The sequence below is a fragment of the Streptomyces sp. NPDC026394 genome, from assembly GCF_055567735.1.
Genome location: NZ_JBVHPX010000012.1, coordinates 1 through 25,505, shown reverse-complemented (window position 1 = coordinate 25,505; position 25,505 = coordinate 1). Strand labels below are relative to the sequence as shown.

The following is a 25,505-nucleotide window of genomic DNA, read 5'->3' as shown; positions in this document are numbered from 1 at the left end:
TTAAATCGAAGCCATGACTGAATCGCACGAAAGTGCGGGTCCGGGCCGCGGCGACGCGCATTTCGCGGTTTTCACCGACCGCGAGGACGCGGCTGCCGCGGCCCGCTCCGTCACCCGCCCAGGAGCCCGCGTCCTCCCGCACCCCTCGGGGCGGCCCTGGCTGGTCGGCCGGTGGCACGACGAGGAGATCGTGGCCGCCCGCGTGGGGACGGCCGCCGTCGCGGCGGTCGGTTGCTGCCCGCTCGACACTGCCGAACTGGAGCGCCGGGCCGGACGGTTGCGGGACCTCGCCGACCTCGACGTTCTGGCACGCACGCTGCCCGGCAGCTGCCACCTCGTGGCGGTACTCGACGGCCGGATCAGGGTGCAGGGAACCGCGTCCGGCCTCCGGCTGGTGTTCCACGCCGCCATCGGCGGTGTGCAGGTGGCGGCTACCCGGGCCGATATTCTCGCTGCCGCGCTCGGCACCGGGCCCGATGAGGAGCAGTTGGCGGTCCGGCTGTTGTGGCCCGTCCCGCATCCGCTGTGCGAGACGTCGGTCTGGCGTGGGGTCACCGCCGTGCCTCCGCAGGACGCGCTGATCATCTCGGCGGACGGGCGTACGGCACGCCGGTCGCGCTGGTGGACACCGCCTGAGCCGGACCGACCGCTCGCCGAGAACGCGCCCCTCGTCCGCGAGGCACTCACCGAGGCCGTCGATGCCCGTACGCGGCACGGCGGCGTGGTCAGTTGCGACCTGTCGGGCGGCCTGGACTCCACGTCCATCTGTTTCCTGGCGGACCGGTCGCCGTCCCGGGTGGTGGCCAGCACCTGGCCGGGGCGCGATCCCGCCGACACCGACCTGTACTGGGCCGAACAGGCCGCCACGTTCCTGCCCGATGTCGAGCACGTGGTGTGGGACGCTGATGCCTCCCCGCTGGTCTACACCGACCTGCTCGGTATCGACGATCTGCTGGACGAACCGACTATCGGTGTCATGGATCGGTCACGGGTCCTGCATCACCTGCCGGGCCTGGCGCGGCAGGGCAGCCGGCTGCATCTGACCGGCATCGGAGGCGATAACGTGGCCTGGTGCTCCGAGGCGTACTACCACCGGTTGGTGCGGACCCGCCCGCTGTTCGCGCTGAAGCAATTGCGCGGTTTCCGGGCGCTGTGGCAATGGCCTCTCGGCGGCACGGTGCGCGCCCTCGCCGACACCCGCCCGTACGGCAAGTGGCTGGCGGACTCCGGCCATCGCTTGCGTGACCCGCTGCCCACGTCCGTCAGCAGCGGTCTCGGCTGGGGCGTGCCACCGCGCCTTTTCGGCTGGGTCACCCCCGAGGCCGAGCGGATGGCCGAACAGGCACTGGGCGCGGCGGCCCAGTGTGCGGTGCCCCTGCATCCGGACCGCGGCCTGCACACTGATCTGGAACAGATCCGGTCCTGCACGCGCATCGTCCGGCAATGGGACCGCATGGCGGCCGGGGCCGGGCTGCCCATGGCCTCACCGTTCTTCGACGACCGTGTGATCGAAGCGTGCCTCGCGGTGCGCCCCGGCGAACGGGTGTCGCCCTGGCGGTACAAACCCCTTCTGACCGCCGCCATGCAGGGAGTCGTACCGCAGATCTGCCTGCAGCGCACCAACAAGGCCCAGGCTTCCATGGACGCCTCCAACGGGCTGCGGGAACACCGCGGTGACCTGATGGCGCTGTGGGAGAACTCGCACCTGGAGCGCCTGGGCCTGGTGGACGGCGCCGTTCTGCGCCGGCTTGCGCAACGTCCCTCCGCGCCAGGACTGAGGGACGCGATCCTGTACTCGACCATCGCCTGCGAAGTGTGGCTGCGCGGCCTCTCACAGGTCACAGCAGGCCAGGCCGGTACGGCTCGCTAGCGCACTCCCCGTCGGCTCACGAAAGAAGGTGTTCTCTCATGGCACTGCGGTTCGGCGCCAATGTCTCCATGGCGAAGACCGATTACGGCACGGTTCTCCTGGATGAGCGCGGTGGTGATTACTGGGAGTTGAGCCCGAGCGGCACACTCGTGGTGACTACGCTACTGGCGGGTGGTGACGAAGGAGCGGCGGCCGACGCACTGGTGGCCGAGTACGACATTGACCGGTCCCGGGCGGCGCAGGATGTCGCCTCCCTGGTGCGGGAGTTGCGGACGGCGGGGCTGGCCGAATGACGACACCGAGCGCCCTGGACCGGCCAGCCGGTGTTCCCCTCGCCCGGCGCCTGGCGGCACGTCTCGTCCTGGTCCCCGCCGTCGCCCTGTCCTTCTTGCCGCCCCGCCGGCTGCGCGCCGTGCTCGGCCTCGTATGCCGCGGGGCCGTACCGGCCTCCGCCACCCAGGCCAAGCATGCGCGGGATGCGATGTGTGCCGTGAGCCTGCGCTGCGCCGGGCCGCGCGGATGTCTGCCCCGCTCGCTGGGAGCCGCACTGCTGTGCCGGCTGGGCGGAAGCTGGCCGACCTGGTGCACCGGGGTGCGCGTGGTGCCGCCCTTCACCGCACATGCCTGGATCGAGGTGGCGGGGCACCCGGTGGACGAAGGCGTACCGGACGACTACTTCACCCGGCTGGTGACGGTCGCCCAGGTCAGCCGGCCGGACCGGTGACCGACCCCGCCACCGCGGCGTGCGAGGAGGCGCCGCCCGGTGGTGACCGCTCCACCCGGGTCGCGATCGCCACCATGTACCGGCTCACCGCCGACCACCGGCCCTCCGTCGTCGTCGCCACGATGCTCACGCTGGCGGGCTCGGCCCTCGGCCTGGCCCAGCCACTCGTCGCCCAGCGGATCGTCGACGCACACGGGCACGGCCCGGTACCCTGGCCCTTGCTGCTGGCCTTGGCGGTGCTGTTCCTCACCGAAGCAGCGACCGGCTCGGTGGGACGCTTCGTCCTGGAGCGCATGGGCGAGGGCATCGTCAGGGGGCTGCGCCACGGCCTGGTGGCGCGGCTGCTCCGGCTGGAGATGAAGGAGTACGACCGGCACCGGAGCGGCGATCTGATCTCCCGCGTGACCACGGACACCACCCTGCTGCGGGAAGTGGTCTCCCAGGCCCTGGTCGACCTGGTGACCGGAGCTCTCGCCGCCGTCGGGGCCGTCGTCCTGATGGCACTGATCGATCCGTTGCTGCTGCTCCTGATCGCCGCGACCGTGTCCCTCGCCGCCCTGATCGTGGCCTCCCTGCTGAAAGGCATCCGAGCGGCGTCCGAACGCCTGCAGAATGCGATCGGCGCGATCGCCGCCGATCTGGAACGGGCGCTCGGCGCCCTGCCGATGGTACGGGTGCACCGTGCCGAAGAACGCGAGGGACAGCGCATCGGAGTACGCGTCGAATCGGCGTACGGCGCGGGCGTGCGCACCGCGAAACTGGCGTCGGTGATGAGCCCGGCGGTCGAACTCGCCGTTCAGGGTTCCTTTCTGATCGTCCTGGTCATCGGCGGTCTGCGGGTGAGCGGGCAGGCCAACTCCCTCGGTGATCTGGTGGCCTTCCTACTGTACGCCTCCTATCTGGTGATGCCGCTTTCCTCGGTGTTCCGGGCGGTCGGCCTCATCCAGCGCGGCATGGGCGCCTACCGGCGGATCGAACAGGTCCTGTCCCTGCCCGCGGAACCCTCCCGACCCCTCACCGCGTCCGCCGGCGTGCGGACGTCCACGGCGCCGACGGGGACGGGCCAGCCGCCGGCCCTGGCTCTGCGGGACGTCGGCTTCGGCTACGACCCGCATCGGCCGGTGCTGCGCGGCGTCTCCCTCACCGTCCCGCGCCAACGGCAGGTCGCCCTGGTGGGCCGGTCGGGAGCGGGCAAGAGCACCATCTTCGCGCTGGTGGCCAGGTTCTACGAACCGGACACCGGGACGCTTCTGTTCGACGGGCAACCCGCGGGCGAGCTGAGCCGCGGGGAATGCCGGGCCCGTATCGCCGTCGTCGACCAGAACACCCACGTCGTGCACGGCTCACTGCGGGACAACCTCACCTATGCCGTACCCGACGCCGACGAGTCCGAGATCCGTCGTGTCGTCGAACTCGCCCAACTGGAAGACGTCGTGCGGAGACTGCCCGGCGGTCTGTCCGGCCTACTCGGCGAGCGAGGGGGCACGCTCTCGGCCGGGGAACGGCAACGGATCGCCCTGGCCCGTGCCCTGCTCGCCCGCCCGGCCCTCCTTCTGCTCGACGAGCCGACCTCCCACCTCGACGCCGTCAACGAGGCCGCGCTGACCACGGTCATGAGGGACGTCTCGGCGGAATGCGCCCTCTTGGTGATCGCGCACCGGCTGTCGACGGTGCGGCACGCCGACCGGATCGTCGTCCTGTCGGGCGGCCGGGCCGTCGCCTCCGGAAGGCACGAGGAACTCCTGGCGGAGAGTCCCGTCTACCGCACACTGGCCGCCGGCCAGATGCCGCAACCGTCCGGCACGCCGCCCATCACCACAGACGCCGGGCGATTTCGGCGGCAGTGACCGTGCCTAGAGGGTGTCTGAGAAGCCCCGTTCAGGGCAGGACCCGTGCTGTGCGGCGCAGTAGGAGCATGATCGTGGCCAGGTAGATCGCGTTCTCCTGACTGGCGGCGAGGTACTCGTAGTCCTTGGAGAGCCTGCGATAGCGGCCCAGCCAGGCGAAACTACGCTCTGCTACCCAGCGGCGCGGGACCACCGCAAAGAGCGGTACCTCGCGAGGCGGGGCGTCGGCCCTGGCCCAGGTGCCGCGGAAGCCGCCGTCTTTGCGTCGCACGATGTGGAGGGTGACCCCGGTCTCTTCGCGCACCCAGGCCAGGAAGTCCCGGCCCCGGCAGCCCTGGTCCGCCCACAGGTGCCGCAAGCGGGGGAACTTGCCGGCGCACCGGGCCAACAGCACCGCGGCACCATCGCGGTCGCTGACGTTGGCCGGGCTGACACAGACGGCCAGGACCAGACCGAGCGTGTCGACCAGGAGGTGGCGTTTGATGCCCGGCACCTTCTTGGCTCCGCCATACCCATGCCGGCCACCCCGCTCGGTGGCCCGGACGCTCTGGCTGTCCAGCAGTCACGGGACCTCCACCGGCGGCGCCTTGGCCTGAGCCGGTAGCCGCCGTCGGATCCGCTCGGGCCTCGGCCCGAGCGGCGTGCCACCCGACGAGTTGCGGCAACAGCTCCCGCAGTCCGCCGCACACCAATAGGGTCGCGCTCCGCGCGATCACATCCTCGACCCGGCCGAGCACCACGTCGACGACGAGCAGCACCGAGCCGGCGAGGGCCAGCATCAGGACACTCATGCCCGCCCCTGCGAGCCTGGAGGAGGTCTGCACGATTTCGGGCCCCGCGCTGCAACAGCGTGCGGTGCAGCGCGGCCAGCGTGGTGGACAGGGCCGTCGCGAGCACCGCGAGCGGCAGCGTGGTGATGTACATCGCGCGCTGCGCCGTGTCGAGTGTGGGAAAGCGGGCGGTGAAGGCCAGCGTCAGCAAGAGAGCGAACAGGGTCTGGACGCCGGTCTGGATGATCCGCAGCTCCTGGAGCAGCTCGCCGAAATCGCGTCGGCCCGCTCCAGTGTCGGCTCCTCGCGCGGCGTACGGTGACTCTCCTCAGCCATGCTCCAGCAAGCTGCCCGGCCTACGCCGAACCGTCGCCGGGCCGGGAGGCGCATTTCGGGCCCGCGAGGCGTGCGGGCACCCCGCCCCAGAGCTCACTCGCCGAACGAGCACCTGGATTCGGTCCGGGCGGCTCATTTCCCCGGTATGGCGAAGCGCAGGATGCGCCCCCAGGTGGAGCCGTACTGTCGCCACAACGGCCCGGTGACGTAAGGAATGCCGTACTTCTCGCAGAGTTCCCGCACGCGCGGGGCGATCTCGGCGTAGCGGTTGCTGGGCAGGTCGGGGAAGGCGTGGTGCTCGATCTGGTGGCCGAGGTTGCCGCTGAGGATGTGGAAGAGCGGGCCGCCCTCGATGTTGGCCGAGCCCTGGATCTGCCGCAGGTACCACTGCCCACGCGTCTCGCCCTCGATGTGCTCCTCGGTGAAGGTCTGGACGTCGCCGGGGAAGTGGCCGCAGAAGATGATGGTGTTGGCCCACAGATTGCGCACGGTGTTGGCGGTGAGGTTGCCGAGCAGGCAGGGCAGGGCGGAGGGCCCGGCGAGAAGCGGGAAGAGGACATAGTCCTTGGCGAGTTGGCGGGTGGCCTTGGACAGGAACCCGCTCAGGCCGGCCGCGAGGGACCGCCATGTCTTGCGTCCCGCGGCGACGGCATCGGGCTCCAGGTCGTACAGCGCGATGCCCCACTCGAAGAGCGGGGCGAGGACGAGATTGTAGAGCGGCTGGGCGAGATGGCGCGGGCGCCAGCGCTGGTCGGCGCTCATCCGGAAGACGACGTATCCGAGGTCCCGGTCGCGGTCGACGACGTTGGTCCAGGTGTGATGAAGGTGGTTATGGGTGTGTTTCCATGCCTCGGCGGGGGTGAGGAAGTCCCACTCCCAGGTGGTCGAGTGGATGGCCGGGTCGCCCATCCAGTCCCACTGGCCGTGCAGGATGTTGTGGCCCAGCTCCATGTTCTCCAGGATCTTGGCGATGGAGAGCATGGCCGTACCCGCCGCCCAGGCGGGCGGGAACAGCGAGACGGCCAGAGCCATCCGGCCTCCCGCCTCCAGGCCGCGCTGGGTGGCGATCACGGTACGGATGTAACGGGCGTCGTCGGCGCCGCGCGCGGCGATGACCTCGGAGCGGATGCGGTCGAGCTCCGCACCGAGTTCCTCGACGAGATCCTTGCCGAGGTGCTTTCCGGGGGTCGTCTCGGTGGAATCGAGCGGGGTCACAGTCACGGGGACTCCTTGGTGGCTAGGCGTCAAGGGCCAGCGGTCCGGCCGCGGCCGAGACACAGGTCTGGATCACCTGGCCGGTCCGTTCGTGGACTTCGCCGGTACGCAGGTCGCGCACGCGGCCGTACGTCAGTGGGGTGAGGCAGCCGAAGCAGATCCCACGTCGACACCCGTACGGCATCGCCACACCCGCCGACTCGCCTACGACGAGAAGCGGAGTCGTGGCGTCCGCCGTGCTCTCGGCACCGGTGCGCGTGAACAGTACCCGGCAGCCGGGGTCGGGGCCGGCGTCGGGCTCCGGCGGCAGGAACGGCGTGAGCCGGAAGCGCTCCACGTGGAGACGCTCGGCAAGGCCCTCACGGCCCCAGTGGTCCTCCACTGTGTCGAGCAGGCCGGCCGGGCCGCAGGCCCAGGTCTCGCGCTCCCGCCAGTCGGGGCAGAGCCGACCCAGATCTTCCGGGGCCAGCCTGCCGTGCTGCCGGGAGTGGTGTTCGTGATAGTCCAGCCAGTCCAACTGCCGATGCGCTGCGTGCAGTTCGGAGTGGAAGATACTGTCCCGGGCACGGGGCGCACTGTGCACCAGCACGACGTCGGGGTGCGGGGCTCGGCGACTCATCAACGTACGCAGCATGCCCATGACCGGGGTGATGCCGCTGCCTGCGGTGACCATCAGGATTCGGGGCGGAAGTTGGTCCGGAAAAACGAACTCCCCTTGTGCCGGGCCGAGTCGAAGGACAGTGCCCGGAAAGGTCCGATGGACCAGCCGCGGCGACACCGTACCGTCGGGCACCGCCTTGACAGTGATCGTCAGGAGCCCGTCCTCTCGACCTGGCACCGAGGTGAGGGAGTACGTGCGCCAATGCCATACGCCGTCCACCTCGACGCCGACCGGCAGGTACTGCCCCGCGCGGTGCCCCGACCACCCCCGGCCGGGCCGGAGGGTGAGCGTGCTGGCGTCCGCGGTCTCCGGGCTCACCGCTGTCACCCGCCCCACAGGGAAGCGGGCATCGAGGAGGGGGTTCACCAGTCCGAGATAGTCGTCCGGGGTGAGCGGGCTGGTTAGCCAGGAGACGGCGGTCAGCAATCCACGTACGAGAGCCGGTACGGCAGGCATCCACAGAGTCCTCTCGCCTCACAGCACGAGGAGTGCTGCGCACGTCGAGTCGTCCCGGGCCCGGCTGAGGCAACGAAACCACGACTGCGCGAACCGACGCGCGGCCAGGAGGCACATCCCGCCACACGCGAGCTGCGGAATCCGGCGAGCGCGTATCCGCACAGCGCGATGGACTGCGAGGACATGCCAGGACAGACCAGGTAGAACTGGCCGGAAGGCGACGTCGATTCCACGCCGCCCGACCGCTGCATGAAGCGGCCGCAACTCCGGTCCGCGCCGGGCTCTCATTGAGCACACGAAAACCGCTCCTGTTCCCGGGTCTCCCCGGGAGCAGGAGCGACTTCCCCTATCTGACGGCCCGTCAGGATGCTTGCCAAACGCGCGTCAGACGTGCGTCGCGCGTGTCGGACGATCGCGCCACCTCGGGCGGCCCGGAACGGTCAACCGCTCAAGGCTTCCTCGGCGTAGGGCCGCGTCGGCCAGTTGTCCCGCCGCTCCTGGGCCACCTCCGCACGGCTGCCGGCCAGCTCTTCAGGCAGGGAGGCCGACCGCGCGGGGGCCGGTTCGGGGACGGCAGGCTCCGGTATCACGGCCCCTACGGAGAGCTCAGCGCGCCAGTCGCTCCGGCGCACGAGCCGCCCGTCGGACTCGGCACCGCTGTTCCCACCCTGACCTGGAAGCATTCCGCGGCCCGGCGCAGCGGCCAGCCGTCGTCGACGACGCACCGGGCCAGCCACAGACGGCCGGTCGGGGTCAGCGGGGCGTTACGGTGGATCACGAGGGCCTCCTGCACTCGGCGGTAGACGTCACAATCCGCACCGAGCCAGAAGGCCTTCACCTCTTTCAAGCACCCATCGCGGACGCGTCACCTGTCACCAACGTCCCGGAACAGCACACCAGGTCGAGTGAGTTGAGGCGACCTGGAATCCGACCACAGGATGCGACCGACTGGCCATGAAATCGCCCGGGTAGCGGCCGGGATGGCTGGCCCGCCAGTGCGTACGGGCCGTGTGGACGATGCCGTTGCCATTGACATCAAGGCCGAAGTCGCTAGCTTCCGCCTCCAGGCCAAGGCGCCGCATCGCGTCGTACGGGCGGCACAGGGGCCACTGGAGACTGTTGGCGAACCACTGCCGGAGTCGCTGTACCGCCTACGGGCGGCCGGTCCGCTCCGTTTCGCGCGGCAGGGTCTTGTGCAGGCCGGAGAAGACGCCCGCTCCTGGGCAGCCGCACGGGCCCTATCACGCCGAGGCCGATACGACGACAGTGGCAGCGACAGGCCCTACGGCCCGGTCCGTGAGTCGGGGACCTACGGCGTCCGGTCGTGCGGGTAGGCGGTGGCCCGGTGCTGGAAGGAGAGGATCTTCGGGTTCTGGACGACGCCGTCGCGGATCTCGATCGCCTTACTGATCGTGGCGTCGGCCTCCCATTCCCCGGGGCCTTCGAGGACTCTGCGCACATACGGGAGGACGGCCTCGCTGATTTCCCACGTAGCCGAATCCCACAGATGCGACGGGCTGTGGTCGACGGCGTAGTAGTGGCAGCCGGCACCAATGGTGGTCATCGGCTCGCCGAAGGTGGCCGGGTACGCCCACTCGAAGCCCATGCCTTCGTCGCACGACACGTCCACGAAGTAGGCCCCCGGCCGGAACAGATCCAGCTCCTTGTCCGTGACGAATGTCAGCGGCGCGTCGGTGTCCTGCCTTATGCAGTTGACGACGATGTCGAACCCGGACAGGTACTCGGCGAGCGGTACCGGACCAACAGGGGTCAGGGCCTGGAGGCGGGTCGGATCGTCCGGCTGCTCCTGGAAATGGCCCATCACCACGGACGGCATCGGCGAGGCGACCGCCACCGCATCGCGCTGGGTGAGCACCGTGACGTCGGACACGCCCATGGCGCCCAGGCCCGTCACCGCTCCACGCGCCGTCGCACCGAAGCTGATGACCACCGCGCGCAGACGCCGGCCGTAGCTGCCGGTCGCACCGCCGAGCTGCAGCGCGTGCAGGACGGAGCAGTAGCCGGCCAGCTCGTTGTTCTTGTGGAAGACGTGCACGCTGAAGTCGCCCGTGGCGGTCCAACGGTTCATGGCCTCCCAGGCGATCACGGTCAGCCGCCGGTCGATGCCGAGCTGGGTCAGCTCCTCGTCCTGCACGCAGTGCGGCCATCCCCACAGCACCTGGCCTGTGCGCATCGCGGAGACATCCTCGTGCATCGGCTTGGGCAGCAGCAGCACGTCGCTGTCGGTCATCAGCCGCCCGCGGGAGCGCAGGCCGGCCACGAAGGGGCGCAGCGCCTCGTCGTCGAGGCCGAAGCGGAGGCCATAGTCGTGCTCGAGGAAGATGCGCTCGCGTATATCGGAGTCGATGCGGTCGAGATGGCGGGGATGCAGCGGAAGGCGGAACTCGTTCTCCTTGTGGCGGGAGGAGAGTACGCCCAGGGTCATCAGGCTCATGCGTCGCTGCCCCGCTGGTCGCGCTGCGCCTGGCCGACGTGCTTCCGGGAGCGCGCCTCGTACCGGCGTACGCGCTCGGTCAAGGACAGCGGGGTCTCGTCCAGGCCGGTGGCGGACCCGCTGGCCAGCCGGGCGCACACACCCCGGCAGGCCAGTGTGGGCCCGTCACCGCTGCGGGAGACCACCAGGCCGTCCGCGGTCGGTGCGCTCCGGTAGTCGGTGCCGCAGATAACGCAGGTCAGCCCGAAGAGCATCTCTTCGGTCGGTGCCGAACGGCTTTTGCAGCGGCTGTAGATGGAGGATTGCGAATACATCAGTCCCACGTCCTCGGGGGCCGACGGGCCCCCGGGCTTGCCGTTCGCCGAGAGCGACACCGAAAGGGATGACGGCATACGAGATACGCCCGGTACTGTCACCGTACTCCGGTATGCGACCGGTTCGAACCACCGTTCTCAGCACGACGCAGCCCGCACGATCACCTCGGGCGCGGCCGGGAGGGCGGGCGGGTGTCGATACAGCGCCGGCCGCCGCCCCCGCCGCCCGCGCCGAACGGGTCCGGGGCATGCTCGACCGGGCCCGCGCCCGCGGCGAGGAACCCCTGTACATGCCGGATGTGCTGGACGTCGTCCTGACACCGACCTATGCCCGGGTGCTGTTCGGCGTCGGGCCGTTGACACCGGACTGCATCGACGACCTGGTCGACCGCGTGCTCGTCACACGGGCAGAGGGGTGGTCTCGGCCACCAAACTTTCGGTGCGATGCGCAAGAAGGCCCCCGGTGGCGGATCGAACACGGGCCGTGGGGACACGAATGAGGCCGGTATGCGCCAGACCGCGGTGGACCTGATGGTGGTCGTCGAGTACGGAGTGAGCATTACCGTGCTCGGCGCCGATGCCCGGACAATGTGATCGCGGCGCCGAAGCGGTTTTCCGGAGCGTCTCCGCACCGGTCAGCGTTTGAAGGCTTTCCTGGCCTTGGCGGCGGCTTGCTTGAGGTTGCCCATCGAGCGGTCCGACCGGCCTTCGCGCTGGGTCTGCCTGTTGCGGGCGGTCCGGCCGAGGGTCTCCTTGATCCTGCCTTTGGCTGTCTGGGCTTTGTTCTTGATGACTCGTCCCATGTCCATGGTGGTCCTTGTCTGTGGTGTGGTGACTGTCGCTTCGGAGATCGTGGATGTGCGCGTTACGGGAAAGTGGTCCGCGACTCCGTCCGGTGGCGAGATCATGCGTGCTGTTGTGGACGGGGGCCACTGGTGTGGGTGGTACCCGATGCGCCGACGGGTGCGCCGTCGGCTTCCAAGGGGGTGGCGCTGAGAGCGAGAAGGGCCACGTCGTCCGCCGGGCCGACGGGGAAGGTCGCCAGCAGGGCAGCGAGGTCGTCGATGACGGCGGCTGCGCGGGGGGCCGTACTGGTGGCCGCGTGATGGGTGAGGTGCGCGGCCAGGCTTTCCTCGTCGAAACGGGCGCCGTGGGAGGTGCGCGAGGCGGTCAGGCCGTCGCTGTGCAGCAGGAGTGCCTCGCCCGGTGCCAGGCGCAACGTCCGGGAGACGATCGGGACGCCGTCGAGTGCACCGAGAAGCATGCCGCCGGACAACTGCATCGGTTCAGCACGGGGGCGTAGTCCCCGGCGGGCCGGGCGCAGGTGGTATGCGGGAGGATGGCCGCCTCCGGTCAGGGTGATGGTGAACCCGCCTGCCGGGTCGGGAACCAGGGTGCCGAAGATCAGGGTGCACAGGCGGACGCCGGCGGTCGGGTCCGCCAGCAGAGCCGTGTTCAGCGTCTCCAGCACGGTGTGCGGGTCGGGCTCCAGCAGCGCCGTGGAGCGAAGCGTGTGGCGGATCATCGAGGTGAGCGCGGCCGCCGTAGTACCTCTGCCGCTCACGTCACCGAGGCAGAACGCCCACCGGCCGGCGCCAAGGGGGAAGATGTCGTAGAAGTCGCCGCCGATGTCGTGGACGGAGGCAGTCGTGTAGTGGCAGGCCGCCTGGAGGCCCGGCACGTGGGGCAGGGCCGGCGGCAGCAGGGAACTCTGCAGGGCCGTGGCGAATGCGGCGGTCCGGGCCCGGTCCTGCTCGGCCCCGTCGCGTGCCGCGCGTGCGACCTCCAGTAGTTCGCGTTCCCTGCGCAGCATGTGCAACGCGGACAGCCTCAGCTCCAGTTGGTCCATGACCAGCGTGGCCAGATCGGTCAGCGCGGCGGCCTGCTCGGGGGTGGTCCGGCGGGGCCGGGTGTCCAGGATCTCGACGGCGCCGAGCCGGTGGCCGTCGGCAGTGGTGATCGGTGCCGCGGCGTAGAAGCGGGTGCCGGCGGGGCCGGTCACCATCGGGTGTGCGCGGGTCAGGCCATCGTGATGGGTGTCGGGGATGACCAGGGGCGCGTCGGAGAGGATTGCCGAGCTGCTCAAACTTGCGTCCCGGCCGGTCTGGGTGGCGCCTTCCAGCCCGTAGGCGGCCTTGAACCAGACTCGGTCAGTGTCCACGATCGTCACCGTCGCCATCGGGACGTCGAAGAGGCGTCCGGCCAGCGCGGCGATCCGGTCGAACGCCCCGTCCGGCGGGATGCCCAGGATGTCGTAACGGCGAACCGCCGCGATACGTCGCGCTTCTCGTTCCCGGCCGTCCTCGGAGGCGAGTTCAGGCTTCCCGCTCTGTTTGTCGTCCGGCATGTGCCCACCTCGTTTCCGGTTTCTCAGGGCGCTGCGTACGGGTGTCGTGCGCGAGGACGCGGCGGGCAGCATCGTGCCCGTTGCGCCACCGGTCCGGAGAGCCTGCGGACCTGTCCGATGTCCTGCCGTCCCCACGCCTGAAAAGCACTGTGGGCGGCGTGGCCGGCCTGATCCGCCGAATTCGCGCCGAGCGAGGCGTGGACCGCTCCCGGCCTGGTCCGGGTCTGGCGCCCGTCACGGTGTGCCTGCCGGAAAGGAAGCGGGCCATGGTGAGGGCGTGCTTCCGCGGTGACTCGCTGGAATGCCGCCCAGCAGCAGGGCAGAGTCGCCGTGCGAGAGGATGCGTCGTAGAGCGAGTGGCGGATGATGCAGTCGCAGGGTTCTGCCTGTGTGCGTGGCCTGCGCGGCAGCGTGCAGGAAGGCGTTGAGGCCGCTCACGTCGCAGAAGGTGACGGCGGTCAGGTCGACATCGATGGTGCGCATGGTGCCGTACAGGCATTCCCGCAGGGACGCGCTGACCAACGGCGCCGTCGTCAGGTCGATCTCACCGGCAAGAGTGATCAGTGCACGGTCCCGCTTGTCGTGCCGGTAAACGTTCAGACCGGGCAGGGACATGGCGCCTCCGGTTCCGGGCGTCCGGGCCGGGACGGGGCAGCGGCGGTGCGGGCCGTGGTCCCGGCAGGTGTGCGCTCAGCAGCAACGCGCCGTCGGGGTCTGGAACGTCGACGTCCTGATATGAGGGTAGCCCCGGGCCCAGCAAACCGGGAGCGGGAGGCCTCAAAATGCTCACGGGCGGAGCCAGTTCGGGTAGGACGCTAACGGGTCGGTCAGGGTCGGCGAAGCGGTCGAGGGCACGGCAGCGCGCAAGACGCGGGTCCGGCCGGGCTGCGCGTGGAGCCCGACTCGGGCATCGGCGCGACCGCCGGGAGGTGTACGGGGGCGCGGCGACTACGCGGACGTCAGCGCGGCTCTTCGGCCCTTGAATCCGTACGGGCACCAAGTGCCCGCTCACCGCCCGTGGCAGGCCCGTGGTTGCTACCGCGAGAACCGCACGGCAGGCCCGGTCACAGGCCCGCCGCGTCGCGCTGTTCTTCCTGTCAGAACCTCCGGCCCTTGAAGGATCCGGTGGTCCTGCGCCGCGGGCGCAGGCGTCCGCGGCCTCCGTCCCTGTGGTCCCGGCGGGTGTGAACGGGGAGAGAGGCGGCGGTGACCTGCTGCGGCCGGGCCGGGTTGCGGGAGCCGCGGCGGTACGGAATGCGGCTGCTGTATCGGTGCAGCGCGATCCGGTCGTTGTGCTGGGCGTTCAGAAGGTGGATCACGAATACTCCCAGAGCGATCATCGCGAGCATGACAGTGACGGTGAGGCCGGTGCCCATGGCCGTGTCACTTCCCGTCGGTCGTGGAAACGGGTGCGGCCATGGCGCCGCCCTCCGCTTCCCATGTCTCGGTGCGGCCCGGCGAAGCCGCCTCGGCAGAGGCCGCGGGGTGACGGGCCAACTCGGCCCCCAGGAGTTGGCTGCCGGTACAGGCGGTGCGCGGGTCCGAAGCGGCGTCCATGAGCCGTGCGGCGGCGGCCGCGCCGGTCTCCGGAGGGACGATCAGCAGATCCCAGCGCCCGACGCGGTAGGAGAGCAACAGGAGCTGATGCGGGTCCTGCTCGTCGGTGAACCAGCCCACCTTGATCACACGGCCATTGGCAGGGATCTTGCGCGGCACGACCGGCCAGTGCGTCGGGTTGACCGTGACGCGCGTGATGCGGCCCCACAGGGGTTCCAGCTGTCCGGTCAGGGTGGGAAGCTCACGTCCGAGGTCGCGCGAGCGAGGCCACCAGGCGCCGTCGAGCAGCCCGGTGCGCGGGCCCGAGGGCTTGAGGGAGAGCCGGGCCGGCGGGTGGCCGGAGGGGCTGACAGCCCGCGTGGCCGGCGGGGCTCGTTCGGTGATCACCGTCATGGTGTCGACCCGTCCCCGGGCCCGGCGTGCCCGGCCCGGTACTTGGAACCGAGAGAGATACCGGCAAGGAAGCCGGTCAGGAAATGCTCTCGGTACCACCAGCGTACTCTGCCGTCAGCGCCAACCACGACTGCCGACTGCCGCTTCCCTGGGCACAGACCCTGACCAGGGAAGCGGTGGTTCAAGAGTAGGCTGGTTACACCGAGGGCTCCTCTACGCGGGCTCGGTTTCCCGTGTCGTTCTCGGCGAAGCACCACACCGGGGCTGCCCCGGGCGAGGTCGCGTGATGACCATGAACACACTCGGTCCGCCGGTGATCGGCGAACGGACCTTCCGGCCACGGGCGCCACAGCGACTGCTACCGCATTCGGGTGCGGACGGTGCGCCATGACCGTTGACCCTTTGCTGCCCGTGATGCTGCCGGACGGCGTCCGAGTCCATCAGGCGGGCCCAGGGATAACCGTACTGAGAATGGAGACGACTCCTCGCCGCGACGGGACCTTCGACGGCACGTGGTGGCCGAGGTCCCGGCATCTCGAAACCGAGCTGCCTGGCTTGATAGACGTGTTGACCGAGCGGCTGGGTCCCCTCGCACGTCTCGGACTGGACGCGAGCGCCTGGGACGCGCACCCGCACCACTTGGTCGTCGACGGTCACCTGATCCGTATCGACTGGTCCGAGGTCGGCGACGGCACGATGCTCGTCACCCGCGGGCGGCAGGACATCTTCTCCTTCCTGATGCTCCCGCCACAGGCCGACGCGTCCGCGGCACGCGCAGCCATGGCCATGGCTGTCCAGGACGGTAACAACACATCGGCCGCGGAGATCTTTGCCGCCACCGGAGTCGTTCCCGCTTGAGGAGCAGAGCCCCGGCCGGCCAACGGCCAGGGTGCGGTGGCCACGGTCGTCCAGCTGATCCCCGGCACGGCGCTCACCGTGCGCGGCGCGGCCGACGCCTTCCTCGACTCGCTCCGCAACCCCACTCCGTTGCGCACGTACGCGATCGGCCTGGACAAGACCGTCGAGCGGCTCGGCGAGGCCCGGCCGGTCGCGGGATCGCGGACGACGAGGTTGGCGAGGCCCTGGAGCAGTCGTGGGGCACCGCCGCGGTCAACACCTGGAACGCCCCGCGGGCAGCGGTGCTGTCCCGCCTGGCCTGGTGCCGCGAACGCGGCTACGAAGTGCCGGCGGTGCTGGCCTGGACCAATCGGCTGGCCCGCCGGACAGCGAGACTCCGGCCCGCTCGACGATGGCGATCGACCGGCTGATCGCCCGCCGGGAGGTGCATCTGCGGGAGAAGACGTGGCGGATGCTGTACGAAACCTGCCGCGCGGGCGGAGAAATCCTCGGCGCCAACCTCGAAGAGCTGGACCTGGCGGGGCGCCGGGCTGCGGTGAAGGCGAAGGGGGCGAGGCCGCGGACCCGATGGCGCGGAGAGGGAGGGCTTCGTGCCGGCGACCGTGTTTTGGGATGACGGTACCGCCCGGCTGTTGCCCCGGCTGCTCAAGGGACGCACCCGTGGGCCGGTGTTCACCGCCCACCGCAAGCCGGGCCCGGCAAGGTCGTCAGTCCGCGCGATGTGTGCCCGGACACCGGGGCCCGCATGCTGCTGGACGCGCACACCGCCCGCGGCGGCGCGACGGTGACCGGCTGAGATCTGCACGCATACCGGCACTCCGGGCTGACCCACCTCGGCAAGACCGGAGCGTCCCTGCCCATGCTCATGGCCAAGGCGCGGCACGAGAAGGCGGAGAACGTGCGCCGCTGCTTCCATCCCTCGGTGAATCCCAATTCCACGGCCGCCGGGGCGAAGTACGGCCACCGGACTTGCACGGCGGGATCGTCGAGGCGGTCCACGGCGACCTGGGCACGGGAGCGGAAGCAGTCCCGGCACGGGCCCTCATCCCACTCGGTGCTGGCCAGCTCCAGCTTGCGGGTGCGCTCGTCCGAGGCGGCCGCGTCCACCAGCTGGCCCTGCGGGGTCGCCAGCAGCACCCCGGCCGCCGCCACGTCCAGCAGATCCACGCAGTGCTCGGTCAGGGAGTGGAGGAAGTTGATGACGTCGAAATCCTGCACCAGCGTGTCGGCAAGGTCGACGAACGCCAACGCCAGCCGGTCCTCATGCGACGACTCAGGCATGCCCGGCTCGCCCTCAAGGGCGAAGGGGACACCCGCCGGGAGGCATCCCATCTATGCCAGTCTCCACCTTGGGCGGCAAAGGCGCCAGCATGCCCACCCGGTGCACGCCGACGACCGACTGCGTGCGAAGTCGACCGACTGGGTGTACGGGCAAGTCTATAAATGCTGGACCCCCGCCGAGCACACGACTGTGCGGTGCCCCCACGGCCCGGTGTCGATCCCCTCCGCGCCTGGGTGGCCTGGCCCCGGCGTCCGTCCTCTCCCCCGGGGGTGGGGCCGGGACCGGCCCCACCCCGCAAAGCTCCCCGAGACCGGCCTCGGCGGGGGACGGCGGCCGCAGCCGCCCACGGGGCCTACCCGCTACGTCGCCGCCGTCGGGTTACTCCTCGTCGCCTGCGTCCTTCTCCCGCAGCGGCCGCAGGCCGCCGGGCAGCTCGGGAGGTTGGAAGGAATAGCGGCCCAGCACGTTGAGGTGGTGGCGCACGAACGGCGAGAGCCGGGCGACTTCCTCATCGCGGACGTCGAAGCCGTCAACGCACAGCTTCGTGATGGCGGCATCCATGTAGCGGCTGTTGAACAGCACCAAGGTGTTCAAGACCAGGCCCAGGGCACGGCTCTGGTCCCCCATACCGTCCTGGTAGCGCTGAAAGAGCTGCCCGTGCCGCCCGTGGAAGATCTTTCGAGCCAGGTCGTGACGGCCCTCCTGCAGGTTGGCCTGCTTCTTGATATGACGGCGGTAGCCGGGCTCATCGACCAGGCGCAAAATGTGCAGGGTCTTGGAGATCCGCCCGTAGTGCGCGATCGTATCCCCCAGCGGGGTAGGCCGCCCGTCCCGAGACAGCATCCGGATCACGTCGTAGGCGCGTACGGCGCCGGTGTGGATTGAGCCGATGATCCGCAGGATGTCCTCCCAGTGCCACTCGACCTTCGCCAGATCGCTGCGGCCGCGGGCGACGTCGTTGAACGGGCCGTAGTCGACACTCTTGTAAGTGCGCCACATCTTCTGATCGGGAAGATCCGCCAGCTGCAGCGCATACGCATAGCCAGCCTCGGTGAGCAGGCCGAAGACGATGTCGCTGTACGGGGCGGTATTGGGGTGGCGTCGGAGAAGTAGGCATGTACGAGAGAACTGTCCGCGGCAAAGGTGACCGTCGAAGAGATGAAGAGCAGTCTCACGAAGATGGCAGTTTTTCTGTATGGCATGTGCGTTCTCCTCTGTGCTGCGCGCACGGAAGCCGGGACGACGGATTTCGGTGACCGGTGTCGGCGTACCGGTCTCGATGGGGTTCGCCGAGAAGTACCGGCCTGATGTCTTCTCCCATGCAGCCTCAGGCCCGTATCTTCCCGGGCAGGGAGTACGGGCGTCGACGGGGCTCCCTTCGGAAACCGTTGCGGCGCCGGCCCCTCGGGCCGGGTCCTTTGGAGCTTCCTCCCGCCGACGCCCACCCGTCAGGGTCCGCGCGAACCTCTTCCGGACGGCGGAGCATCCGAAGACCTCATCCTGGAGCTGTCGCCCTGCCCGCACGGCCCTGCCGGGCCCCGTCCCCGCGTTTCGTGGACGGGAGGAGTACGCCGATCAGCGGGCCCGGCTTCGTCGGGGTGCGGTGCCTGATGCACCGTCCGGTATGGCGTCTGGGGCCGGAGTGTTCTCTGAGCCGGAACGTGCCGACGACGACGAGTTGCAAAGCACGGGATGCAACTGACCGGGGCTTCAACCGTGTCGTTGCAGATGTAAGTGCCACCACGGGGGTCAGCCAAGTCGGCGGGGCGCCGGGTGGTACACCGGGCATGGCTTCGAGGAGGAAACACGATGCAACGCTGGGGACACATCCGATCGGCGGGGGCCGCGGTGGCACTGGCGGCTGGGGGCGTCATGGCGACAGCCACCGGGTCGGCAGCAGCTCCGGCCAAAGCCGCGGCCGCCTACAACAAAGCATGTGGCGCCGGCTACAAGGTCGTGAACCAGGCCGACATAGGGAAGGTGGGCACGTCCTACCTGACCTACAACGCCGCGACGGGTAAGAACTGTGCGGTGACAGTCCGGAAAACTGCTGGTCCTGCTGTCCATATGTACGTCTGGGTCCAGCGGGACGACACGAGAGACTACGCCGATGACGACGGCTATTACCGTTCGTACGCGGGTCCTGTCTACCTCGACGCCAAAGGCTACTGTGTCTCCTGGGGCGGAGTAATCGCGGGTGAGTCAGCCGGTAAGAGCGGCACCAACTGTGGCCGCATCGCCCGGTGAGGTGACTAGCCGGACCTGATGATGCGGCGCAGAAAGAGGAGACGACGGCCTCTTGCACTTAGCGAACCTGGTTCTCGCCGCCACTTGATGGCGAATAGCCGGCCAAACTCCACGACCGGGCAAGGTGTTCTTGAATCCTTCCGACATACGGTCGTGTTCCGCACCTGATGTGATGCTCCGTACGTCTGAGCTGAACAGCTCTGTTTCCCGGAACTGTCAGGTTCGTGCTGTCCTACGCAACCGAATCTCTCCACCAACTCCCCAGCGCCGGCGAGATCGCCCAGGTTCTCCCAAGCGGTGCCCCTGCGCTGGGAGACGAGGGGGAGGTCGCAACGGCAGCAGATGCTCCGGGGGCGATGCCCCGGGCCCGTGGTGGGTGCGGAGGCCAGCTCCGACCACCGTGACGTCGAGTCGGCCGGGGCCCTCGGCGTCGGTCACGAGCAGCACGGTGTTGTGCCCGACGACACGCACGCGCCCCGGTTGGCACGGAGCGCCCTTGGATGGGGGCAGCCGTCGGGGTGGGGAACTGCCGCGCGCCGGCCGAGACGCGCGCCCGGATGGTGGTGGCGAACTCGTGTGTGTCGGGCCCGAGCGTGCTGGGCCGCCCGTCGAACAGGACGTGGTGCGGGCCTGGCGTCCCGCGTACCGGACGTCCTGGAGGGCGGCGACGGACGGGAGGTCTTCGGCTCCGCCTTCTGACGGAACGTTTCTCCGTAGCGGAACTCTAAGCCGGTTGTCAGTGGACTCGGTCTTCGGTGTCTTCCTTGGTGTCGTCGTCGGGCAGGTGGACGTCGTTGACGGAGATGTTGATCTCGACGACTTCCAGGCCCGTCATCTGTTCCAGGGCTGAGGTCACGTTGTCGCGGACGTCGGCGGCGATGGTGGGGATGCTGCCCCCGTACTCGACGACCACGTCCAGGTCGATGGCCGTCTGCCGTTCACCGACTTCGACCTTGACCCCGCGGCTGAAGTTCGAACCACCGCCGGGGACTTTGTCACGCATCGCCCCGAAGGTACGGGCGAGGCCGCCTCCCAGTGCGTAGATGCCGGGCACTTCACGGGCTGCCATTCCGGCGATCTTCTCCACCACGCCGTCCGCGATGGTGGTCTTGCCCCGGGGCGAGGACAACTGGGCGGGGCCGGTCCGCCCGGATGGTGTCGTCGCGTTGTCCGGGCGGCGAGGCTCAGCGGATGTGTGCGTGCTCGGGCTGATCGGCTCCGTCATGCGAAGCCACCTCCTCAGGTGGTCCACCGGCTCTCATTCTCCAACGGTGAGGGCTGTTCCGTACACCGCGAGGTCCGGCCAACTCAGCAACTACGCAGGCTGTTAACGATGTCTCCGGGGCCTCGCACCCCCGTCCGGGACACCTGCGGCTGTGAGGTCCGGCCCACTGTTCATGACGGCCCTGAACGACAGAGCCGCCACTACCCGGTGGGCGTGTCAGGGGCGGCCGGGGTCCCCTGACGGATCGGGGTGCCGGCGTGGTGCAGGCTCTTGAGGACCTGCCGGTAGGAGGCGAACAGGCCGACCTCCAGGTAGTCGATGCCTGCCTCCTGGCAGTACCGGCGGACGATGGGCTGCGCCTTGCGCAGATGCGGGCTGGGCATGTTCGGGAACAGGTGGTGTTCGATCTGGTAGTTCAGGCCGCCCAGTGCGATGTCGATGAGCCAACCGCCGCGTACGTTGCGGGAAGTGAGGACCTGACGGCGCAGGAAATCGAGGCGTTCAGGGCCGGTCAGGGTGGGCATGCCCTTGTGGTTGGGAGCGAAGATGGAGCCCAGATAGACGCCGAACAGACACTGGTGGACCGCCAGGAAGGCCACCGCCATGCCGGGCGGGAGCACCACGAACAGCGCCGTCAGGTAGAGCGCGAAATGCGCGAACAGCAAGCTTCCTTCCAGGCCCCGGCGCTTGAGCGAGCGGTTGACCAATGCCCTGACACCGGCCACGTGCAGGTTGAAGGCTTCCAGAAGGATCAGCGGGAAGAACAGGAACGCCTGGGCGCGGCCGAGCAGCCGGGGAAGTCCGGTGGCGGCGCGTGCTTGGGTCTGGGACCAGACCAGCAGGTCCGGGACGACGTCCGGGTCAAGCTCTTCATGGTTGGGGTTGGCGTGGTGGCGGGTGTGCTTGTCCTGCCACCACCCGTAGCCCATGCCGATGCCCAGATTCGCAGCCCCCCGGCCGGAGCGTTCACTGGCCCGGCGCAGCCGGAACACCTGGCGGTGCGCCACATCGTGGGTGACCAGGGCAACCTGGCCGAAGACCAGGGCCAGGAACGCGGCCACGGCCAGGCTCCACCAGCTGTCACCGACCAGGGCGAAAGCGGCCCAACCGACGACGTACAGCACGGCCACCGAGGCACCCCGCACTGCGTAGTAGGTCGGCCGCCGTTCCAGCAGGCCGGCCTCCGCGATCTTCTTGGAGAGCCGGGCGAAGTCGCTGCCGCCCTTACGCCGGGGCAGCGGCAGAACCTGGTTCAGCGGGGTGTCAGAACTCATACAGCCAATCTCGCCGGCCCCGACGGGCCGGCTGTGCTCACAGTAGACGACAGGGCCGGACGCTGCCCGCGGTGCGACGCCACGGTGCACCGGCGGCGGGCCACACGGACACGTGCCACAGGCGCACCGGAAGACGGGTCACCACGCTGAGCGAGGTCCGTGAACTCGTGTGTCGAGTGTTGGGGCACTTGGCCCTCCGGGCGGGTCCTCACGCGGCCGGGGGCTCGGGCCTCTGCGTTCACCGTACCCCTCCCCGCCCTCCTTGAACAGACGCGACTCCAGCCATGTACTCACACGCAGCAAGGGGGAAGGGCCGGGCGTGCGGTCACCTTGCCGGATGGGAGGAAGACCGGAGGTCGGGCAGTCAACCGCTGGCCCGCCGCACGTTTCCAGGAGGCACCGCCGCCGCCATGGCTATCAAGCCAACATGCCTCGGAGTTTGTCATGTGCGGTCGGCAGGGCTGTCGTCACGCTGCATACTTGATTGATCCGGGCGGCCGGTCAGACCCCGGCGCAGTTGCTCATTACTCGGCCCGCAGGCGGCGGCCGTCGACGCCCTGGGCGGCGTCCTTCACCGAGGACACCGCCACCAGGCTCCACTCTCCATGTATCTCCCCACGCATGACGTGAACCATCTGTCGGCTATCGGTGCTCCCGATCCCGTTCGCGCTCCTCGCGGTGTCAACGGCCCCGGTGCTCCCAGCGGTACAACGGTCCCAGCGGGCACGGCGATCGCGGCCCTCCCGAATGTGCCGGTACCCCGTGTGGCTCCGGCCCCCCGCGCGGACCGCCTTCACGTCGGCCGTAATGAAAGATCCCGTCGAGCAGCACGGCCGCGGCCGCCCACCAGAGAGACTGGAGAAAACCGAAGCCGAACAGGGCGATGGAGACGAGAAAAAGCAGAACGAGCATGCTGCGCTCCACAGCGACACACGTGCTCTTGAGCGTTTGAGGCCGCGGCACGCACGGTCGTCGTTCGCGTGGTCGCGAACGGTATCGCAACCGAAGCCAGTACCGGCAGCCGGCCGGCTCGCCCACGCCGAGGGAACACCTGCGGCGCCGGAGCGAACACGAAGCGCGGAACAGATCTCGCGCACTCACCACCCAAGGGTTTGGGACGGTGAACAGAGGTACGCGCATCGGCCGCCCGCTGAGAGCGGACCGAGTCGCCACGTGCCGCGGACAACGCCCAGGTGGACGAAGTGCCGACGGCGTTGGAGCAGGGAGCCCAGGCCCATGAAGCCAAGGCCGATCTGTGGACCTTGGAGGGGGTCGGCCTGGTCGTCGAGCGGGTGACGGGAGTGCCGCTGCCACAGGCCACGGTCTGGCGCCTGCTGGCCGGCCGGTTGGGATGGAGTCCGCAACGGCCGGAGCGTCGGGCGGTGGAGCGGAACGAATCCGAGATCGCCCGCTGGGTCGCGCACGAGTGGCCACGCATCAAAAGGGGCGGTGAACACACGTGCCTGGATCGCGTTGCTCGACGAATCAGGCGTCTCGCTGTTGCCTGAGATCCGCCGCACCTACGCTCTCGGGGCGCACTCCGCTCCTTCGGCACCGGTCGGGCTGGAAACGGGCGCCGTGGACTGCAGCCGTCGGCTACCAAGCCACCGACCCCGTTCTCGGTCCGCGCCTGTGTTTCCACCTCAAGCCCGGCAGCTACGACACCACCGCACTGATCGAGGTACTGGAGCAGGTCAAGGCGTGCTACGGCGGGGAGTGCGTAGTACTGGTCCGGGACGGGCTGTCCGCCCACCGGAGCCGTGCGATGCGCGCCAGCTTGCTGCTCAGGCGCTCGACGGTGTTGCGCTTCGTGCAGAGACCGGTGTCGTGGCGGACGGGCCGCCCGCCCGTGGCGCCTTCTTCTTCTGGTGGGCAGCCCGGTCCTTCGTCTCCGAAATGATCGCTTCGCTGTTGCGTTTGCGCAGGTAGGCACAGTTGTCGCGGGACGAACAGGCGTTGTCCGCGACAACCGCGCCGGTCGGCCTGGCGGCAGCCCCGGCCGACCGGCCTTCCACCCCGTCCGGAACCGCACTCGTGCCGCTGGCCGGACCGAGCCTGCCTGGAACCGGGTTGGCCGCCTCTGCCACACGTTCCACGGTCCGTCCAGGCCCTCACACCGGGCCGTCGGAGATAGCGCCTGCAGCGGGTGGGAGCCGGACAGCGGCCGAAGGAGGATGCGGAACCGTCCGCGGCCGCCGTCGGCTCTCCGTTCGCATGGTCGGCGGCGGTCGTCCGCTGCCGCGACTCCCGTGGCCGGCCGGCTCCTTGTCGTGGGTCTTCTGCGGGCCGGCCTCATACATCTGCTGGAGCCGAAGCGGAAACGCCGGGATCGTCGGCTGTGGATTCCTCGGTGGTGCCCGGCGTGTAGAACAACTCGATGACGTCGTGCACCTCGATGTGCCGGTGCCAGTGGCCCTGGGGCACGATCGTGAACTGGCCCGCCGTCAGTGGTACGCGGTAGCGGTCGGTACCGGTGAGGATTTCGAGGGTGACACTGCCCTCCAGGACCATCAGCAACTCGTCTGTGTCGGGGTGCAGTTCCCAGTCGGACTGGTCGAGCCGGTCGCCGTAGTACACACAGAGCGGGGCGCCGTTGAACGGTGCGAGTTCCCGGAAGTCGAACGGTGCGAGTTTCCTGGCGACGGCGAGGGGGTCGTGTTTGCTCATGTCCCCACCATCACGGCCTTATGGGCGCCGGTCTTGTACGAATGGTCCCTGACCCGCCCACGCGGTGCCGTCCACCGCCAGCCCTGGGTCACCGGCCAGGATCGCCGGAGTTACTCCGGTGAACGCCCTCACCTCCCGATGGAGGTGGGACTGGTCGGAGTAACCGCCCTCCGCTGCGACCCGGGCCGCGCTCGTGCCCGGCCAGGTGGTGGGCGGCAGGGTTGAAGCGGACCAGCTTCGCAGCGCGCTTGGGAGAGCAACCGATCTGCGACCGAAACCGGGACCACAGGCGCCTTCGGCTCCATCCGACCTGGAAGGCCAGATCATCGATGCGCACCCGGCCACGGCTGACGACGATCCGGTCCCAGGCCCGGGCCACCTCCGGGGCCACGCACGGCCCCGTCTCGCATCGACGGGCGAGCAGGACGTCGGTCAACGCGAAACGACTCCCCCACGACGGGGCATCCCTCAGTCACTCCCTAATACTGCAACGGTGCTTGCCGTGACTGGTGGCTAGTTGGGTCGTTGGTCTGGTTATGGGTGGGGGCCTTGCTGATGTCAGGTTGTGGGCGGGTGAACTCGAAGCGGTGCATGAGCGGTTCGTGCACCGCTTCAGCCGGGAGGAGCCGCGCCAGTCGGCGCTGGCCTATATGCGCGGGCTGATCTCGCCGCTGGAGCGGAAGAACGGCTGGACGCTGGCGGAGGAAGCTGGTTACGGCGGCCCCGATCGCATCCACCGGCTGCTGAACCGCATCGAGTGGGATGCTGACGAGGTCCTGGACGACGTACGTGACTACGTCGTGGAACACCTCGGCGACCGGGATGCCGTGCTCATCGTCGATGACACCGGTTTCCTGAAGAAGGGCGTCCGCTCGGCCGGGGTCCAGCGGCAGTACTCCGGCACCGCGGGACGCACCGAGAACTCCCAGATCGGGGTCTTCCTCGCCTACGCGACGGGCCGCGGACGCACATTGATCGACCGGCGGTTGTATCTGCCCGCGTCGTGG

The 25,505-nt window shown here is 69.4% G+C and carries 24 protein-coding genes and 4 pseudogenes; 11 read left to right on the top strand and 17 right to left on the bottom strand.

What is annotated here, in order from left to right:
• The first annotated feature begins 13 nt into the window (after window positions 1-13).
• Genes ACZ4QV_RS25620 through ACZ4QV_RS25605 form a run of 4 tightly spaced genes read left to right on the top strand, consistent with a single transcriptional unit; the run spans window position 14 to window position 4,441 of the window.
• A complete protein-coding gene (locus ACZ4QV_RS25620; RefSeq protein ID WP_361591828.1) occupies window positions 14-1,870 on the top strand; it encodes a lasso peptide isopeptide bond-forming cyclase in 1,857 nt (618 codons plus the stop codon).
• 38 nt (window positions 1,871-1,908) lie between these two features.
• Window positions 1,909-2,163 carry a lasso peptide biosynthesis PqqD family chaperone gene (locus ACZ4QV_RS25615; protein ID WP_361153803.1) on the top strand — a complete coding sequence of 85 codons (255 nt, stop codon included), beginning with the start codon at window positions 1,909-1,911 and terminating at the stop codon, window positions 2,161-2,163.
• Entirely contained in the window at window positions 2,160-2,594 is a 435-nt protein-coding gene (locus tag ACZ4QV_RS25610) for a lasso peptide biosynthesis B2 protein (protein WP_361591826.1), read from the top strand. The genes ACZ4QV_RS25615 and ACZ4QV_RS25610 overlap by 4 nt, the downstream gene beginning before the upstream one ends.
• Window positions 2,591-4,441, top strand: a complete 1,851-nt coding sequence (locus tag ACZ4QV_RS25605) for an ABC transporter ATP-binding protein (RefSeq protein WP_467763455.1) — start codon at window positions 2,591-2,593, stop codon at window positions 4,439-4,441. Before ACZ4QV_RS25610 ends, ACZ4QV_RS25605 begins: the two co-directional genes overlap by 4 nt.
• 31 nt (window positions 4,442-4,472) lie before the next feature.
• Here the strand turns inward: ACZ4QV_RS25605 and ACZ4QV_RS25600 are convergent, their stop codons facing one another.
• The 7 genes and pseudogenes from ACZ4QV_RS25600 to ACZ4QV_RS25570 form a co-directional block, all read right to left on the bottom strand.
• Window positions 4,473-5,000: a transposase gene (locus ACZ4QV_RS25600; RefSeq protein ID WP_467763495.1), complete on the bottom strand. Its 528-nt coding sequence runs from the start codon at window positions 4,998-5,000 to the stop codon at window positions 4,473-4,475.
• A 172-nt stretch (window positions 5,001-5,172) separates the two neighbouring features.
• A pseudogene (locus ACZ4QV_RS25595) lies at window positions 5,173-5,434 on the bottom strand (DUF6328 family protein); the annotation flags it as partial.
• A gap of 245 nt (window positions 5,435-5,679) precedes the next feature.
• Window positions 5,680-6,762, bottom strand: coding sequence for a fatty acid desaturase family protein (locus ACZ4QV_RS25590; RefSeq protein WP_361591851.1), 1,083 nt, complete (start codon window positions 6,760-6,762; stop codon window positions 5,680-5,682).
• Window positions 6,763-6,784: 22 nt separating this feature from the next.
• Window positions 6,785-7,879: a ferredoxin reductase gene (locus tag ACZ4QV_RS25585; RefSeq protein ID WP_361591824.1), complete on the bottom strand. Its 1,095-nt coding sequence runs from the start codon at window positions 7,877-7,879 to the stop codon at window positions 6,785-6,787.
• Between the two features lie 655 nt (window positions 7,880-8,534).
• Window positions 8,535-8,657: pseudogene (locus ACZ4QV_RS25580) on the bottom strand (IS481 family transposase); the annotation flags it as partial.
• Window positions 8,658-9,188: 531 nt separating this feature from the next.
• Entirely contained in the window at window positions 9,189-10,334 is a 1,146-nt protein-coding gene (locus ACZ4QV_RS25575) for a N(5)-(carboxyethyl)ornithine synthase (RefSeq protein WP_361619593.1), read from the bottom strand.
• Complete coding sequence (locus ACZ4QV_RS25570; protein WP_361619595.1) at window positions 10,331-10,648, bottom strand: hypothetical protein; 318 nt, start codon at window positions 10,646-10,648, stop codon at window positions 10,331-10,333. Before ACZ4QV_RS25570 ends, ACZ4QV_RS25575 begins: the two co-directional genes overlap by 4 nt.
• A gap of 68 nt (window positions 10,649-10,716) precedes the next feature.
• Here ACZ4QV_RS25570 and ACZ4QV_RS25565 point away from each other — a divergent pair, with 68 nt between their 5' ends.
• Window positions 10,717-11,148, top strand: a complete 432-nt coding sequence (locus tag ACZ4QV_RS25565; RefSeq protein WP_467763454.1) for a TetR-like C-terminal domain-containing protein — start codon at window positions 10,717-10,719, stop codon at window positions 11,146-11,148.
• Entirely contained in the window at window positions 11,093-11,242 is a 150-nt protein-coding gene (locus ACZ4QV_RS25560) for a hypothetical protein (protein ID WP_361619609.1), read from the top strand. The genes ACZ4QV_RS25565 and ACZ4QV_RS25560 overlap by 56 nt, the downstream gene beginning before the upstream one ends.
• Window positions 11,243-11,283: 41 nt before the next feature.
• Here the strand turns inward: ACZ4QV_RS25560 and ACZ4QV_RS25555 are convergent, their stop codons facing one another.
• The 5 genes from ACZ4QV_RS25555 to ACZ4QV_RS25535 form a co-directional block, all read right to left on the bottom strand.
• The gene (locus tag ACZ4QV_RS25555; protein ID WP_467763453.1) at window positions 11,284-11,457 is read right to left on the bottom strand and encodes a CsbD family protein; all 174 of its coding nucleotides are present in this window, start codon (window positions 11,455-11,457) and stop codon (window positions 11,284-11,286) included.
• Between the two features lie 95 nt (window positions 11,458-11,552).
• Window positions 11,553-12,995 (bottom strand): PP2C family protein-serine/threonine phosphatase, encoded by a 1,443-nt coding sequence (locus ACZ4QV_RS25550; protein WP_361619599.1) that lies wholly within the window; start codon window positions 12,993-12,995, stop codon window positions 11,553-11,555.
• Between the two features lie 234 nt (window positions 12,996-13,229).
• The gene (locus ACZ4QV_RS25545) at window positions 13,230-13,610 is read right to left on the bottom strand and encodes an STAS domain-containing protein (RefSeq protein WP_361619601.1); all 381 of its coding nucleotides are present in this window, start codon (window positions 13,608-13,610) and stop codon (window positions 13,230-13,232) included.
• A gap of 482 nt (window positions 13,611-14,092) precedes the next feature.
• The gene (locus ACZ4QV_RS25540) at window positions 14,093-14,371 is read right to left on the bottom strand and encodes a hypothetical protein (protein ID WP_467763452.1); all 279 of its coding nucleotides are present in this window, start codon (window positions 14,369-14,371) and stop codon (window positions 14,093-14,095) included.
• Window positions 14,372-14,378: 7 nt separating this feature from the next.
• On the bottom strand, window positions 14,379-14,945 hold the full coding sequence (locus tag ACZ4QV_RS25535) for a DUF5994 family protein (protein WP_361619604.1): 567 nt from the start codon (window positions 14,943-14,945) through the stop codon (window positions 14,379-14,381).
• 471 nt (window positions 14,946-15,416) lie between these two features.
• On the opposite strand from ACZ4QV_RS25535, the gene ACZ4QV_RS25530 reads away from it, so the two are divergent.
• Window positions 15,417-15,803 (top strand): DUF5994 family protein, encoded by a 387-nt coding sequence (locus ACZ4QV_RS25530; protein ID WP_361619605.1) that lies wholly within the window; start codon window positions 15,417-15,419, stop codon window positions 15,801-15,803.
• A gap of 36 nt (window positions 15,804-15,839) precedes the next feature.
• A pseudogene (locus ACZ4QV_RS25525) lies at window positions 15,840-16,725 on the top strand (site-specific integrase); the annotation flags it as partial.
• 738 nt (window positions 16,726-17,463) lie between these two features.
• Here ACZ4QV_RS25525 and ACZ4QV_RS25520 read toward each other — a convergent pair.
• A pseudogene (locus ACZ4QV_RS25520) lies at window positions 17,464-18,177 on the bottom strand (Tn3 family transposase); the annotation flags it as partial.
• 735 nt (window positions 18,178-18,912) lie between these two features.
• On the opposite strand from ACZ4QV_RS25520, the gene ACZ4QV_RS25515 reads away from it, so the two are divergent.
• Complete coding sequence (locus ACZ4QV_RS25515; protein ID WP_467763494.1) at window positions 18,913-19,332, top strand: spore-associated protein A; 420 nt, start codon at window positions 18,913-18,915, stop codon at window positions 19,330-19,332.
• 736 nt (window positions 19,333-20,068) lie between these two features.
• On the opposite strand, the gene ACZ4QV_RS25510 is transcribed toward ACZ4QV_RS25515, so the two are convergent.
• The gene (locus ACZ4QV_RS25510; protein WP_361153848.1) at window positions 20,069-20,557 is read right to left on the bottom strand and encodes an Asp23/Gls24 family envelope stress response protein; all 489 of its coding nucleotides are present in this window, start codon (window positions 20,555-20,557) and stop codon (window positions 20,069-20,071) included.
• 200 nt (window positions 20,558-20,757) lie between these two features.
• The gene (locus tag ACZ4QV_RS25505) at window positions 20,758-21,831 is read right to left on the bottom strand and encodes a fatty acid desaturase family protein (protein WP_361635919.1); all 1,074 of its coding nucleotides are present in this window, start codon (window positions 21,829-21,831) and stop codon (window positions 20,758-20,760) included.
• Between the two features lie 1,193 nt (window positions 21,832-23,024).
• Between ACZ4QV_RS25505 and ACZ4QV_RS25500 the strand changes: the two genes are divergently transcribed.
• Window positions 23,025-23,339, top strand: coding sequence for a helix-turn-helix domain-containing protein (locus ACZ4QV_RS25500; RefSeq protein ID WP_361620386.1), 315 nt, complete (start codon window positions 23,025-23,027; stop codon window positions 23,337-23,339).
• A 276-nt stretch (window positions 23,340-23,615) separates the two neighbouring features.
• Here the strand turns inward: ACZ4QV_RS25500 and ACZ4QV_RS25495 are convergent, their stop codons facing one another.
• Window positions 23,616-23,918 carry a hypothetical protein gene (locus ACZ4QV_RS25495; RefSeq protein ID WP_467763451.1) on the bottom strand — a complete coding sequence of 101 codons (303 nt, stop codon included), beginning with the start codon at window positions 23,916-23,918 and terminating at the stop codon, window positions 23,616-23,618.
• A 205-nt stretch (window positions 23,919-24,123) separates the two neighbouring features.
• Window positions 24,124-24,498 carry a cupin domain-containing protein gene (locus ACZ4QV_RS25490; protein WP_361635923.1) on the bottom strand — a complete coding sequence of 125 codons (375 nt, stop codon included), beginning with the start codon at window positions 24,496-24,498 and terminating at the stop codon, window positions 24,124-24,126.
• A 536-nt stretch (window positions 24,499-25,034) separates the two neighbouring features.
• On the opposite strand from ACZ4QV_RS25490, the gene ACZ4QV_RS25485 reads away from it, so the two are divergent.
• Window positions 25,035-25,505, top strand: a 471-nt coding sequence (locus ACZ4QV_RS25485; RefSeq protein ID WP_467763450.1) for an IS701 family transposase, incomplete at its 3' end; no start/stop codon positions are given.

Coding starts and splice junctions, on each gene's coding strand:
- ACZ4QV_RS25565 (WP_467763454.1), top strand. CDS start 10,717: ATGACGGCATACGAGATACGCCCGGTACTGTCACCGTACTCCGGTATG.
- ACZ4QV_RS25530 (WP_361619605.1), top strand. CDS start 15,417: ATGGAGACGACTCCTCGCCGCGACGGGACCTTCGACGGCACGTGGTGG.
- ACZ4QV_RS25535 (WP_361619604.1), bottom strand. CDS start 14,945: ATGACGGTGATCACCGAACGAGCCCCGCCGGCCACGCGGGCTGTCAGC.
- ACZ4QV_RS25550 (WP_361619599.1), bottom strand. CDS start 12,995: ATGCCGGACGACAAACAGAGCGGGAAGCCTGAACTCGCCTCCGAGGAC.
- ACZ4QV_RS25610 (WP_361591826.1), top strand. CDS start 2,160: ATGACGACACCGAGCGCCCTGGACCGGCCAGCCGGTGTTCCCCTCGCC.
- ACZ4QV_RS25575 (WP_361619593.1), bottom strand. CDS start 10,334: ATGAGCCTGATGACCCTGGGCGTACTCTCCTCCCGCCACAAGGAGAAC.
- ACZ4QV_RS25555 (WP_467763453.1), bottom strand. CDS start 11,457: ATGGACATGGGACGAGTCATCAAGAACAAAGCCCAGACAGCCAAAGGC.
- ACZ4QV_RS25615 (WP_361153803.1), top strand. CDS start 1,909: ATGGCACTGCGGTTCGGCGCCAATGTCTCCATGGCGAAGACCGATTAC.
- ACZ4QV_RS25540 (WP_467763452.1), bottom strand. CDS start 14,371: ATGGGCACCGGCCTCACCGTCACTGTCATGCTCGCGATGATCGCTCTG.
- ACZ4QV_RS25545 (WP_361619601.1), bottom strand. CDS start 13,610: ATGTCCCTGCCCGGTCTGAACGTTTACCGGCACGACAAGCGGGACCGT.
- ACZ4QV_RS25570 (WP_361619595.1), bottom strand. CDS start 10,648: ATGTATTCGCAATCCTCCATCTACAGCCGCTGCAAAAGCCGTTCGGCA.
- ACZ4QV_RS25620 (WP_361591828.1), top strand. CDS start 14: ATGACTGAATCGCACGAAAGTGCGGGTCCGGGCCGCGGCGACGCGCAT.
- ACZ4QV_RS25510 (WP_361153848.1), bottom strand. CDS start 20,557: ATGACGGAGCCGATCAGCCCGAGCACGCACACATCCGCTGAGCCTCGC.
- ACZ4QV_RS25490 (WP_361635923.1), bottom strand. CDS start 24,498: ATGAGCAAACACGACCCCCTCGCCGTCGCCAGGAAACTCGCACCGTTC.
- ACZ4QV_RS25560 (WP_361619609.1), top strand. CDS start 11,093: ATGCGCAAGAAGGCCCCCGGTGGCGGATCGAACACGGGCCGTGGGGAC.
- ACZ4QV_RS25585 (WP_361591824.1), bottom strand. CDS start 7,879: ATGCCTGCCGTACCGGCTCTCGTACGTGGATTGCTGACCGCCGTCTCC.
- ACZ4QV_RS25505 (WP_361635919.1), bottom strand. CDS start 21,831: ATGAGTTCTGACACCCCGCTGAACCAGGTTCTGCCGCTGCCCCGGCGT.